The sequence below is a fragment of the Streptomyces sp. RLB3-17 genome, from assembly GCF_007113425.2.
In the GTDB taxonomy this organism is placed as follows: domain Bacteria; phylum Actinomycetota; class Actinomycetes; order Streptomycetales; family Streptomycetaceae; genus Streptomyces; species Streptomyces mirabilis_D.
On sequence record NZ_CP041610.2, the window covers coordinates 9759268 to 9772466 of the forward strand.

The window sequence follows — 13199 nt, forward strand, 5'->3', positions numbered from 1 at the left end:
TATTGGCGGCTCTCGACGCGTGATCGTGGCGTACATCACCCTGGAGGGGGTGGAAACGTGAAGCAGGGCTTCACGTCTTCATGGCATGCTCACATCTAGTTACTCGCTGGTAATCACATGCCACCCCCACCCCCCTCAGGACTGATCTTGCGCATCCGCAAGCGGCCCTCGCGCGCCCTCGTGCCCGCGCTCGCCGCCTCCGCCCTCTTCCTTGCCGCCGGCTGCTCCGCGGACCCCGGCCAGAGCTCCGCCGCCGCACGGACCCCGGACGCCGGCGCGTCCGCGACCTCGACCGCGAACAGTGACCAACCGCTCGCCGTCGCCGCCGCCCCCGCGGCGGCGGCCACCTCGACCGCCGTCGCGCGCCCCGGTGCGGCCGGCGGGAAGGCTCGCAAGACCTCGCTCAAGGTGAAGTCGTACGACAGCCACACCCGACGAGCCGTCATATCCACTGTCGCCAAGGGGACTTCATCGCCGTCCCCGACCGGGACCCCGACCCCCGCAGGCACCACGGCGCCGGGCCGCACCGCCGTCGGCGACGTCATCGCCAGCGCCCCCGCGCCCGGCGCCCCGGACGGACTCCTCGCCAAGGTCACCAAGGTGATCGGGGAGACGGCCGACGGCACCGAGGTCCAGACCGCGCCGACGACCCTGGACACGCTGCTGGGCGAAGACGACGCGAAGGGCACCGTCCCGGTCGACCCGGCCTCCTTCGACGTCGAGCGGCTGCTGCCCGACGTGAAGGTCTCCTGGGCGAAGACGGGAGACATCCACTCCGGTCCCGAGGGGACGAAGGTCCCGCTCGGCAGCCTGCGGGTCGATGTCGCGACGAAGGTCGCCACGGCCGAGGGGGCACCGGCCTCGGCGGACGCATCCGTGTCCGGCTTCGTCCAGGTCAAGCCCGAGGTGGACTTCTCCTACGGAGGCGGCGCCTCCACCGCCGCGACCGCCTCCACCGGTTCCACCGCTTCGGGACCCGGGGCGGCCTACCTCGGCATCTCCGGCGACTGGACCTCGCAGTGGGCGCTCAAGGGGCGCGCCGGCGCCACCGCCAAGCCGGTCCGGCTGCCGTTCGCGAAGCTGCACGCCGACCCGGTTCTCCAGGTCGGCCCCATCCCCGTCGTCGTGAACCTCGACCTGACCTGCTACTTCGAGATCAGCGGCGACGGCCGCGTCACCGTCGACGTCGAACAGGACCTCAAGGGCGACTTCAAGGCGGGCGGCACCTTCGGCACGGCGGCCGGCTGGACACCGGTCAACGAGTCCCACATGGACAGCTCTCCGGTCCGTACGTCCGTCACGACCGCCGGAAGCGTGAAGGCGGCCCTCGGCGCACAGGCCACCGTCGGCCTGTACGGCGCTGTGGGCGTCACCGCCGACCTGGCCCCCTACCTGCGCGGTGAGGCCGCGGGCACGGTCACCGCGACCACCCCGGTCGGCTCCGGAACCAAGTCGGACGTCGCGGCGAGTGGTTCCTGGGCCCTCTATGGCGGCCTCGATCTGAGCGGCACCCTCCAGATCCAGCTGGCCATCTTCGGCACCCCCGTCATCCAGCACGCCATCCCCCTGGGCACGCTGCACCGGGAGTGGAAGCTCGCCGACGGCAAGATGTAGGTCCGGCTGACGCGGCTCGCGCCGTGCCGTGACCAGCGCCCCCGCACCCGCCGTACCTCCGCGTGTGCGGGGCCGCCCCCTCACGTGCGGTAGGGTTTACCTGCAGGATCACGCGGAACACCGCGGTGAACGCACCGGGACGTGGCGCAGCTTGGTAGCGCACTTGACTGGGGGTCAAGGGGTCGCAGGTTCAAATCCTGTCGTCCCGACGGTGCGAGGGGTCTTCGCAGGCGAGAGCCTGCGGGGGCCCTTTTCGCGTGGAATGTTCCGGCTCCGGGGTTGAGCATGCCGCTCCGAGGACCGCTTTTCGCCGCCGTCGTCCGTCACACGAGCCCGTCCCGTCCTGTCTATGTGGTGTCGACCAACAGGCAGAGGGAATCATGCGTGAGATTGTGATCATCGGTGGCGGCTACGCGGGCTTCTACGCGGCATGGGGCCTGGAGAAGAGGCTGCGCGCGGGTGAGGCGCGGGTGACGGTTGTCGATCCCCGTCCCTACATGACCTATCAGCCCTTTCTGCCGGAGGTGACGGCCGGATCGGTCGAAGCGCGTCATGCCGCGGTGTCCTTGCGGCGGCATCTGCGCCGCACCCGGCTGGTAGCGGGGAGCGCGGTCGAGATCCGTGACGCAGACCGGAGGGTCGTCGTCCGCCCGGTGAACGGAGCCGACTACGAACTGAGTTACGACATCCTCGTGGTCACCGCCGGCGCCGTGACCCGCACCTTCCCCATCCCCGGGCTTGCACAGCAGGCGATCGGCCTGAAGCACGTGGAAGAGGCGGTGGCCATCCGCGATCGCCTCATGACGGCATTCGATCAAGCAGCGTCACTGCCGCCCGGCGCCGAGCGACGGAGGCTGCTCACCGTCACGTTCGTGGGCGGCGGGTTCTCCGGCGTCGAAGGCTTCGGTGAACTGCTGTCCCTGGCGACCGCGATGCTCAGGTCCTATCCGGAGCTGAGCATCGACGACCTGTCCTTCCACTTGGTCGAGGCGCGCGGCCGCATCCTCCCCGAGGTGGGCGACAAGCCCGGTGCTTGGGTGGTGCGCTCCCTGGAACGCCGTGGCGCGCATGTCCACCTGAACACACAACTCCTCTCCGCCACGGACGGGCACGTCGTGCTGTCCAACGGAGAGGAGTTCGACTCGGCGCTGATCGTCTGGGCTGCCGGCAACGCCTCGAACCCCACCGTGCACAACCACACCGATCTCCCGGTCGACGAGCGGGGCCTGCTCGTGGTCCGGCCCGACCTGCGAGTCGGCACCGACAGCGAGCCTGTGCCGGATGTGTGGGCGGCCGGTGACGACGCGGCCGTTCCCGACCTGGCTTCGCCTGTGCCGCAGGCTCGCACGGTACCGAACGCCCAGCATGCCGTGCGGCAGGGCAGGCTCCTCGCCAAGAACATCGCGGCCGACCTGCGCGGGGGAAGAATCCGGAACTACCGCCACAGCAGCCTCGGAGTGGTGGCGACACTGGGGCTGGGGCAGGGCGTCTTCCAGTACAAGAGCCTTGTCGTCAAGGGACTTCCCGCCTGGCTGATGCACCGGGGCTATCACGTCCTGGCCGTGCCTTCCTGGGAGCGCAAGGTCCGGGTTCTCACGGTCTGGCTCACGGCTGCCGTGTTCGGCCGTGATCTTGTCTCCCTCGCCTCCGTGCAGCACCCCCGGGACGCGTTCGTCACGAGCGCGGATCCGGAGCGTTCCGGCGAGAGCCGGGCGAGTGACAACGCGGCTGCATGAGCGACAACAGGCCGGCGGCTTCACCGAAACGCCGTCGGCTCCCGGCGGCGGATGTCACAGACGGACGAGTTGTCCCGTCCATAGGAGGGGCCGCCGCCACAGAGGACCAGATCATCCGGGTCACCTGCCCGACTCGGTATGGCGGTGACTGGTCCTCGCAACGCTCTCTGGAGGTACACCATGGATGCGAGCAAGGAGGCCGCACGCGGCCTGAACGACATCGAAGACTTCCTGTACCGGGAGTCGCATCTCGAAGCGGCACATCGGCGCGTGGCGGATTTCACCGCGCGGACGGCGGGGCTGACCGATGGGCAGAAGAGGGACATCGAGCGGTGGTATCTCGAAGAGCAGAACTACGTTGCCGGCATGGTGACTGATCACATCGCCGCTCGCATCAGCCTGGTGGAAGGGCAACATCACCTCCGCTTCGGCCGATGGCTGCGGGGAACGCTGATAGCGATGATCCTGATCACCGCGGCGATGATCACGGTGTGCGTCGCCGTGATCTTGGGGACGTCGGGCTGACCCACCGTGTCCTCAACTTGCTCGGCATGCGACTCACCCCCGACCAGCCACCGCCCCCCTGCGCTCTGACTCGTGGGACACCGCTCAGGAACGCGGAGCGCGATAGAGGCCTCGGCCGGTTCGCTGGACGCGCGGCACGTTCCGTGGTCTTGCCGCTCCTGGTCCTCCGAGCTGTGGTGCCGCGGAGGGGGTTGCGGCACGCAACAGCCACTCAAAGGCACTGAGGGGCCGCCGCACCGAGCCGAGATGCGCCACGACCGCGGCCAATTCCCTGCGTTCCGCCGTCCTGCGGCCGCACTCTTCCGGTGGAGTTCCAGTTCGTGGGCTTGATCACACGGTTGTGTCCTGGGCCGCGAAAACACCGTGTGTCCACCCGAGGCCGTCTCCTCCGACATCGGTCGGCGGGTATTTCTCCGCCCGGTCCTGTCACAGGGACGGGTCCACCCCGGTCTATGAAGGGGATGTGATTGGAGCAGTCGTGACCTTCAGTGACCACATGACCCGCGGCGCCCGACCCGACGGAGGAACGGAGACCGAGGATCATGCATGACGAGCCGTCCCCCACGGCAAGTGACCTTGACGAGGCTGTTTCGGTCTTCGTGCAGCACAGGGCCCGTCTCTTCGGTATCGCCTACCGCATACTCGGCAGCGCGGCCGAGGCCGAGGACGTGGTCCAGGAAGTGTGGCTGCGTTGGCAGAGGACCGAGCGCTCCGTGGTGGTCAGCCCGGCGGCCTTCCTGTCGAGCACCGCGACCCGACTGGCCATCAACGTCGCGCAGTCGGCGCGCGTGCGGCGGGAGACCTACATCGGACCGTGGCTGCCGGAGCCCATCGACACGAGTTCGGACCCGGAGGTGGGCGCGCAGCGCGCCGAGGCCCTGGAACTGGCTCTGTTGCTGGTGTTGGAGAAGCTGAGCCCCACCGAGCGTGCCGCATACGTACTGCGTGAGGCCTTCGACTACAGCTATCCGGAGATCGCTCACATGCTTCGGCTCAGTCTCGTCAATGCGCGGAAGATCGTGAGCCGTGCTCGCAAGCATCTGTTGGACGAGCAGCGGGAGAGCGTGGACACGGACGAGCACCGACGCCTTCTGAACGCCTTCGTCTCAGCGGCTCGAACGGGGGACGTGGCGTCACTGGAAGCCCTGCTCACCCCCGATGCCGTCAGCCTGTCGGACGGCAACGGTATCCGGGGCGCCGCTCGTGTTCCGGTGCTGGGCCGTGCCCGCGTGGCCAATCTGGCGACCGCGTATCCGCGGTTCTGGGGGAGCGTGGGCGTCGAGTTCGTCGCTGCCAACGGCCGTATGGGCGCGATGATCCACCGAGATGGCGAGCCCTCCACGTTCATGACGATAGCGGCCGAGAGCGAGGGCATCTACCGGGTGATGTGGGTGTTCAACCCGAAAAAGATCGCCGCGTTCCTCAATTCACGGTCCCGCTCCACGACCGCACTCAGGCCCGCGCCGAGTGGCGCGTGAGTGCGGCGACCGCATGGCTCAAGGTTGGTTCCAGGAGCGTAGTTTGTCGGGGTTGAGGATGACCCACACCTGTATGACACGGTGGTCGGCGACGTCGAGGCTGATGATCGCGGCGACCTGACGGCCGTAACGGGCGACGAGGCCGGTACGACCGTTGACGGACTGAGCCGTCAGAGCGGTGCGCGACCGGCGGGCGAGCAACGTCAGCAGACTGTGCGCCACCTGTCGGCCCCCGTGCACGGGCCTGCTCAACGCCCGCACTTTGCCCCCGCCGTCGAAGAACGCCGTGACGTCCGGACACAACAGCGACACCAAATGCTCGGCGTCCCCGTCCAGGCAGGCCCGACCCACCGCGCGAACCAGGGCATCGTGCTCCCACGGCGCTACGGGATCCGAACGCCGCACCCGAAGACTGGCGCGGGCCCGCTCGTCCGGCGACAGGCAACCCGGCGCGTCCAGCAGAACCCGACTCACCTCCACCTCCACCCCCGCCTCAACCTCCTCGGGCCCCGCCTCAAGAGCGGTGTCATCAGACCGCTCGACCGGAGCAAGCCGGCTCAGGCAACTCCTGCCCGCACTCCTCGCGAGCCAGGACCGGGGCCGCGCGATCTCGCGGCGCACCGCACCGGACAACCCGTACCACCGGCGGTAGACCTCATCGACCACACACTCCGCCTCGTCGGCACTGCCCAACATCCAGCAAGCCACATCCAGGAGATATCGACGCTCGTCCAGCAACTCGGCGATCGACACCACGTCAGCCTCGTCCATACGTCATCCCTCCTCCCACGCAACCCGAGCCGAGTGAGCCTTTCGTCGTCTCGACTCATTCCGATTGACCAGGCACACACGGGTCTTGTGACATGGCGCCCCTGTGGATCACGCCCTGCCGTGACGCGCCGAACTCGGCGGCGTGTCACACACGCGCCGGTTGTCCGGTCTTATGTGACGGCGTCCGGTACCTCATCGACGAGGCCAAGGCCATCCGTGCGGACAGTTCAAGGAATGGTGGTGGGGGTGTGGGTGGCGCGAGTCAGGAAGACGACGTACGACCACGGCATAAAGGTGAGCGGACAGCGGAATGGGCTGATGGGCGCCTGGGTCTCTACAGCCTGGTGAGGGCAAAGGCGCGAAGAGCGTTTCCGGACCACTGGTCGTTCATGCTGGGAGAGATCAGCCTCTACAGCTTCGTCGTCATCATCGTCACGGGTATATATCTGACGCTGTTCTTCCACCCGTCCATGAACGCGGTGGAGTACAACGGCAGCTACTCACCGCTGCGCGGTCAAATGGTGTCGGAGGCGTTCGATTCGACGATGCGCATCTCCTTCGATGTCCGGGGCGGCCTCCTGATTCGGCAGGCCCACCACTGGGCCGCGCTGGTCTTTGTCGCCGCCGTGCTCGCCCACCTGATGCGCGTGTTCTTTACAGGTGCCTTCCGCAAGCCTCGCGAACTCAACTGGATCTTCGGATTCCTGCTGCTGATCCTCGGGATGTTCGGTGGTCTGACGGGTTACGACCTTCCGGACGACCTGTTGTCCGGGACCGGACTCGCGGTCGTGAACGGAACGATCCTTTCCATCCCGATCGTCGGAACCTACCTTTCCCTGTTCCTCTTCGGAGGCGAGTTCCCGGGGGAGGACCTGGTGGCGCGCTTCAACACGATCCACGTTCTGCTCATCCCCGCCCTCATGGTGGGACTGCTTGCCGCTCATCTGATGCCGGCCCTCCACCACAGGCACACGCAGTATCCAGGTGCGGGGCGGAGCAACAAGAACGTCGTGGGTCTGCCGCTCAAGGTGCGTGCGGTGAAGTCGGCGGGCTTCTTCTTCCTGGTCGCCGGCGTCATCTTCGCCATCGCGGCGGTCGCGCAGATCAACCCCGTCTGGCGCTACGGCCCCTACCGGGCCGACCAGGTTTCGGCCGGATCGCAGCCCGACTGGTACGTGGGCGTCGCGGACGGACTACTGCGGGTCATGCCCGGCTGGGAAATCACCTTCTGGGGCCACACCCTGGCTCTGGACAACCTGATCCCGCTGTCGGTGGGTGTTGGTCTCTTCCTCGCCATGGGCGTGTACCCGTTCGTCGAGGCCTGGGTGACGGGTGACGGCCGCGCGCGGCACCTTCTCGACAGACCGCGCAACCGCCCGGTGCGAACGGCACTTGGTGTCTCGTGGATCAGTTTCTATCTGGTGGCTCTGATCGGCGCCGCGAACGACATCATCGCCATCCGCTTCCATGTCTCGGTCGAATCGGTGACGTGGGCCGTGCGCGTCGGCCTTTTCGTCGTGCCTCCCACGGCCTATGCCATAACGAAGCGGTGGGCACTCGGCCTGCAGCGGCAAGACCGGGACAAGGTGCTGCACGGCCGTGAGACCGGCATCATCAAGCGCTTGCCGAACGGCGCGTTCATCGAGGTGCACGAGCCGCTCGGCCAAGACCGACTCCACGTTCTCACACAGCACGAGCAATACCAGGCGATCGGTCCCGATCCCGCGGCCAACGGAGAAGGCCCGGACGGCGGATTCCGCTTTGCGCGCCGCCTACGTGCCGTGCTCAGCCGGAGCTTCTACGGCGAGGGCACACAGATCACCAAGCCGACCGCGCGTGAGTACCAGGAGCTCACCGGCAGGCGCCGGAACTGATTGCCACCGTGTGTGTCACACCTGCAAAAGGTGTCTTGTCGTAGAGATGACAGCAGGCAACGGTCTGGCAACCCAAGGGGCGCGGTGACGGGTCGTCCTCCACGTGCACGGCGGCGGTTGGGTCATCGGCAATGCCGGCACTCACGACCGTCCTGTGCGCGAGCCGGCCGTCGGGGCGACCGGCCCGCGCAGGCCACAACTGCCGCGGTCGAGGCGGCCGTTCACACCCCGCGTACCGCCCTCCGCGGCGACTGTTGAATTCCGGCACGCTGTGGCCCTGCGATGGAATCCGAGAATTCCGGTCGAGCGAAATGTTGCCCGTCGTGAACGCGCAAGCCGGGATCGTGACCCGTGGCCGAAGAAAAGAGGTGGCCCCCGTCTGCTGACAGGGGCCACCGCGGGACTTACTGCTGTGCGAGCCAGTCGGAGAACCTGGTCTCGGCGATGTGCGCGTCCGGACCCGGCAGGAGCGTGGCATCCTGCAGCTCGGCACCCCAGTACGTGGCCTTCGGGTCAGTGACGATCTTGCGGGTGTCGTTCTTGGCGGCGAGTCCCATGCGGATGAACTCCTCGAGCTCGAACGTCTCCGGGCCCGCGACCTCCACCACGCCGTTGACCGGGGAGCCGACCGCGGTGCGGCCGACGGCCGCGGCCACGTCGTCGGAGACGATGGGCCGGATCTTCCCGGCGGGCAGACGCACGGTGTCGCCGTCGGTGACCCCGTCGGCGAGCCCCTTTGCGAACTCGAAGAACTGCGTGGCGTGGACGATGGAGTACGGCATGCCGGACGCCTTGATCAGTTCTTCCTGGGCCTGCTTGGCACGGAAGTAACCGCTCCCCTGGAGACGCTCGGTGCCGACCACGGACAGCGCCACGTGGTGCTGCACGCCGGCGTCGGCCTCCGCCTTCAGGAGGTTGGCCGTGGAGGCGCGGAAGAAGTCCATGACGGCCTCGTCCTCGAAAGAGGGGGAGTTGGACACGTCGACGACGACCGAGGCGCCCTCCAGGACCTCGGCCAGACCCTCGCCCGTCAGGGTGTTGACGCCGGTGCTGGGCGCGGCAGCGACCGCGTCGTGCCCGTCCGCGTCGAGCTTGCCGACCAGATGCGAGCCGATGAGCCCGGTTCCACCGATCACTACGACCTTCATGACGGATCCTCTCGGAAGTTTTCCTGGACAAATTTCGTCTGCATCAGAAGAGACAGGGAAATGGCTTTTTTTGTGACAGCCGGCTCGGAGGAATCGAGAGGATTCCTCCCGTCTGCCCTCGGCGGCCCGGTCGGACGTGGCAGGTCATTCGGCGAGTTTTCCGTCGGTCGAGACCTCCTCCATCAGCGCGGAAATCTCGTCCGGGACGGCCGGAATGCTTTCGCGAGTGATGCCCGTCGTCGGGGACCACACGAGATTGACCCGCAGGGCGGGATCCGGTTCGGGGTAGTCGCTGCGGTTGTGACAGCCACGCGTCTCACGACGTTCCAGAGCCGACTCGAGAGTGGCCCGGGCCGCCAGGGCGGCGGATTTGAGATCAAAGGTGTGCGCGAGGTCCTGATAGCCGGCGATGTCCGGGTGGACGCCGATGTCCGCCATCCTCTTCTCGATCACCGAGAGCTCCGCCAGCCCGGCGCGCAGGCCCTCCTCGTCGCGTACGACCCCCGCATGCTCGGTCATGGTGTTGCGGATGGCGCGCTGCAGGGCCCGGACGTTCTCCGGCCCGTCGGCGACGAGAAGGTCGTCGATCTCCGCGCGGGCCTCCGCGACGGCCGACGCCGACCGCGGCTGCGCGGTCAGCGACTGCGAGTAGGCGGCCGCCGCCCGGCCCGTGATGCGGCCGAAGACCAGCAGCTCGATGAGACTGTTCCCGCCGAGGCGATTGGCGCCGTGCAGCCCGCTCGACGCCTCACCGATGGCGTACAGGCCACGCACATCGGTGCTGTGGTCCTCGGGACGCACCCACACCCCGCCCATCGAGTAGTGCGCGGTGGGCGCGATCTCGATCGGTTCGCGGGTGATGTCCAGCATCTGCAGGTCCAGGAGTGTCTGGTAGACCCGGGGCAGCCGCGTCATGATCGTGTGCCGTGGCAGGTGCGAGACGTCGAGCCACACGCCTCCGTTGGGCGTGCCGCGCCCCTCCTTGATCTCCGTGTAGGAGGCCAGCGCCACACGGTCGCGGGTGGACAGCTCCATCCGGACGGGGTCATAACGGCTCATGAACCGTTCCCCGAGCGCGTTGCGCAGGATCCCGCCCTCACCCCGGGCGGCCTCACTGACCAGGGTTCCGGCCGCGTTCTCCGGCTCGATGATCCCGGAAGGATGGAACTGCACCAGCTCGGCGTCGCGCAGACGTGCCCCGGCCTCCACCGCCAGGCGGAAGGAATCGCCCGTGTTCTCGTCGCGCCGCGAGGAGGTACGCCGCCAGATACGCGTATGGCCGCCCGCGGCAAGAATGACCGCGTCCGCGTGGATCAGGTAGCGCTTCCCGTTCGTGAGGTCGAACCCGTAGGCGCCGAAGACAGCGCCGTCGTGTACCAGGAGCCGGGTGATGTAGACGCCGTCGAGCACCGGAATGTCGAGCTGGTCCGCCCGCCTGATCAGCGTGCGCTGGATCTCCAGACCGGTGTAGTCACCGGCGAAGGCGGTCCGCCGGTACTTGTGCGCGCCGAAGAAGCGCTGGGAGATCCGGCCGTCCTCTTCCCGGGCGAAGGCCATGCCGTAGCGGTCCAGGTCGTCGATGCCCCGGGCGGCGCCCTGGGTGACGATCTCGACGGTGCGAGGGTCGGCCAGCAGATAACTCTCCTTGAGAGTGTCGGCGGCGTGCTGCTGCCAGCTGTCCTCGGGATCCATGGTGGCCAGGGCCGCGTTGATTCCCCCGGCGGCGAGCGCGGTATGGGCGTCCTCCCTGGGACGCTTGCCGACCGCCAGGACGTCGACGCCGGCCTCGGCCAGCTCGATCGCCGCTCGCAGCCCGGCCCCTCCGGTGCCGATCACCAGCACCATGGTGGCAAGACGTTGTTCGGTGATAGCCACGGTTTACTCCGATCGCCAAGGTTGTCACTCACTACGACCGGGCCGCCGAGGTATCTGTGACACGCTCGGCGCCATCGGGGTGTCACGGCGGGACGTCGTCCAGAGGTACGTCCGAGTCGCATCGAAAGGGTCGCCCATGGGACCGCGCGGCGGCTGTCACAACATCGGCGGTCTCTTGGTCATATCTCCGGGACCGCATCAGGAAGCCAGCGTGATGGTGGTCGGCGTTCCCTGCCGTGCCATCCTCACGTAGGGGCACAGCGAATCCGCCTTCGCGAGAACTGGAGCGGCGACCTCGGGATCGATGTCCGGCCATGTGACCACCAGGTCGACATGCAGCACGTAACCGCCGTCTTCCGGATCCCGTCCGAACGCCACGGTCGCCTCGACGGAGATCGGGGTGGGGTCGAGTGCGGCCTGTCGTGCCACGAGAGTGACGGCGCCATGGAAGCAGGCCGCGAAACCGGCGGCGAACAACTGCTCGGGATTCGATCCGCGGCCGTCTCCGCCCAGCTCGGCAGGCATGCGCAGGTCGAGATCCAGGACTCCGTCGTCCGAGCGGGCCCTCCCGGAGGCTCGGCCATGAGCCGCTGTCCCACCGCTCACCGTCACCGTCGTGATGTAGATGGGCGCAAAGGAATCGCCGTCGAAGTCCTTGTCGGTGGACAGACCGGGCGACCGGAACTGGTCGTTCACCGCGCGACTCCGTCAGTGGTCCAGGACACGGACGAACGGGTAGAAGCAACTGCGAAAAGCGTCATGTCTGTGATCTACCTTCGCGTCTCAGAGAATCCGAGATCCCGGACAACGAGTTGACCGACAAGTCACTCCTCTTGTGACGCCGGCGGGTGGCTCCGGCGCAGCACCGCTCGCCGAGTTGCCTCAGCTGTCCAGCGAGGCCACGTAGGGTGCCAGTTTCGCCGGATTCATGACCCACATGATGCTTTCGATGCCTCGCTCCGACACATCGACGGACAACAGAGCCACGCTGTTTCCATCGGCCGAGACAAGGACGGCCGGCCTGCCGTTGGCCTCCACCCAGCGAACCTCCGTCGGGGGCCAGAAACGTGGGGCGAAGGCGGCGAGGTACTTGGAGACATGAGAACGTCCGACGACCGGAATCTTGGACGCTCCGCGGATCCCTCCGCCGTCGCTGTAGCTGACCACGTCCGCGGTGAGAACGTCCTCGAGGACCGACAGGTTGCCGGTCTGCGCCGCGGAGAGGAACACCTCCAGCAGCCGCCGGTGGGCGGCAGGACTCACGGGGTCCCTGCGTTCCGCCGAAAGTCGTTTCCGGGCACGGCTCACCAACTGGCGTGTATTGGCTTCGCTCGTCTCCAACATGTCCGCGATCCGCTTGTACGGGTAGTCGAAGGCCTCCCGCAGAACGTAGGCGGCCCGTTCCACTGGGTTCAATTTCTCCATTAGGTGAAGAACCGCCATGTCGAGCGCCTCCGCTCGTTCCGCACCGAGCTGCGGATCCATGCGTGTGTCGACCGGCTCCGGCAGCCACGGCCCGATGTACGACTCACGTCGCTTCGGTGCCGACTGGGCCAGGTTGATCGCCAGACGGGAGGTGACCGTGGCCAGGAACGCGGTCGGCTCCACGATGTCGGCACGGTTGGTGTTCTGCCAGCGCAGCCACGCATCCTGGACGATGTCCTCGGCCTCCACGACACTGCCCAGCACGCGGTAGGCGATGCCGAAGAGGTGGGGACGCGCCGCCATGAATTCCCTCGTTGCCTGGTCGAGAGAGTCTGCGTCATCCCGGGCGCGCATAAATGTCCTCCAGAAGTGCAGCACCATGCTACAAGCTGCCGCAGCGGTGCGCGCCTCCTCTGGAGGATCTTGAGCGAGGGGGGAGAGGCCGCCGACCTCGGGCGATGGTCACCGCTGTCGCGCGTATCGGCGCCCGAGCCGCGCTGTCGGCGTGGCGGGATCGGGCTGCTCGGGCAGTGTGGCGAAGCCGTACTCCGCCGCGGAGGGACTCATCGCCGGGCGGGCCACTCGGCGAAGGTTCCGTGCCCCGGGTGGGCGGTACGTGATGCTCGGCGTCGCGCAACGACTCGGCGAGGCCCTCCCCGGTCGTGGCATCGACACCCTCGCCGTCCCGACGGTGTGACACCGCTCGACAACCTCCGTCCGCCGAGCGGTCCTCCCGAGGCTCGGATACGGTTT

Annotated in this window: 11 protein-coding genes and 1 tRNA gene; 7 read left to right on the plus strand and 5 right to left on the minus strand. The window is 67.6% G+C overall.

The genetic code is table 11. From position 1 onward, the window contains the following. Window positions 1-153 precede the first annotated feature (153 nt). The 5 genes from FNV62_RS43885 (at window position 154) to FNV62_RS43905 (ending at window position 5353) form a co-directional block, all read left to right on the plus strand. Complete coding sequence (locus tag FNV62_RS43885) at window positions 154-1614, plus strand: hypothetical protein (RefSeq protein ID WP_225900917.1); 1461 nt, start codon at window positions 154-156, stop codon at window positions 1612-1614. Window positions 1615-1749: 135 nt separating this feature from the next. Next, window positions 1750-1823: transfer RNA gene (locus FNV62_RS43890), tRNA-Pro, on the plus strand. A 171-nt stretch (window positions 1824-1994) separates the two neighbouring features. After that, window positions 1995-3350 carry an NAD(P)/FAD-dependent oxidoreductase gene (locus FNV62_RS43895; protein ID WP_143629229.1) on the plus strand — a complete coding sequence of 452 codons (1356 nt, stop codon included), beginning with the start codon at window positions 1995-1997 and terminating at the stop codon, window positions 3348-3350. 180 nt (window positions 3351-3530) lie between these two features. Next, the gene (locus FNV62_RS43900; protein WP_097287350.1) at window positions 3531-3875 is read left to right on the plus strand and encodes a hypothetical protein; all 345 of its coding nucleotides are present in this window, start codon (window positions 3531-3533) and stop codon (window positions 3873-3875) included. A 542-nt stretch (window positions 3876-4417) separates the two neighbouring features. Beyond that, window positions 4418-5353 (plus strand): RNA polymerase sigma-70 factor, encoded by a 936-nt coding sequence (locus tag FNV62_RS43905; RefSeq protein ID WP_144316099.1) that lies wholly within the window; start codon window positions 4418-4420, stop codon window positions 5351-5353. 18 nt (window positions 5354-5371) lie between these two features. On the opposite strand, the gene FNV62_RS43910 is transcribed toward FNV62_RS43905, so the two are convergent. Then, window positions 5372-6124: an RNA polymerase subunit sigma gene (locus FNV62_RS43910; protein ID WP_143629233.1), complete on the minus strand. Its 753-nt coding sequence runs from the start codon at window positions 6122-6124 to the stop codon at window positions 5372-5374. A 248-nt stretch (window positions 6125-6372) separates the two neighbouring features. Between FNV62_RS43910 and FNV62_RS43915 the strand changes: the two genes are divergently transcribed. Further along, entirely contained in the window at window positions 6373-7998 is a 1626-nt protein-coding gene (locus FNV62_RS43915) for a cytochrome b (RefSeq protein ID WP_144316100.1), read from the plus strand. 404 nt (window positions 7999-8402) lie between these two features. Here the strand turns inward: FNV62_RS43915 and FNV62_RS43925 are convergent, their stop codons facing one another. The 4 genes from FNV62_RS43925 to FNV62_RS43940 all read right to left on the minus strand — a co-directional run bounded on the left by FNV62_RS43925 (window position 8403) and on the right by FNV62_RS43940 (window position 12800). Then, the gene (locus FNV62_RS43925) at window positions 8403-9146 is read right to left on the minus strand and encodes an SDR family oxidoreductase (RefSeq protein ID WP_097287354.1); all 744 of its coding nucleotides are present in this window, start codon (window positions 9144-9146) and stop codon (window positions 8403-8405) included. Between the two features lie 144 nt (window positions 9147-9290). Further along, on the minus strand, window positions 9291-10991 hold the full coding sequence (locus FNV62_RS43930) for an FAD-dependent oxidoreductase (protein ID WP_164331968.1): 1701 nt from the start codon (window positions 10989-10991) through the stop codon (window positions 9291-9293). A gap of 228 nt (window positions 10992-11219) precedes the next feature. After that, complete coding sequence (locus tag FNV62_RS43935; RefSeq protein WP_097287356.1) at window positions 11220-11717, minus strand: Ohr family peroxiredoxin; 498 nt, start codon at window positions 11715-11717, stop codon at window positions 11220-11222. 186 nt (window positions 11718-11903) lie between these two features. After that, window positions 11904-12800, minus strand: a complete 897-nt coding sequence (locus FNV62_RS43940) for an RNA polymerase sigma-70 factor (RefSeq protein WP_097287357.1) — start codon at window positions 12798-12800, stop codon at window positions 11904-11906. A gap of 151 nt (window positions 12801-12951) precedes the next feature. Between FNV62_RS43940 and FNV62_RS43945 the strand changes: the two genes are divergently transcribed. After that, window positions 12952-13143, plus strand: a complete 192-nt coding sequence (locus FNV62_RS43945) for a hypothetical protein (RefSeq protein ID WP_143610073.1) — start codon at window positions 12952-12954, stop codon at window positions 13141-13143. Window positions 13144-13199: the final 56 nt, after the last annotated feature.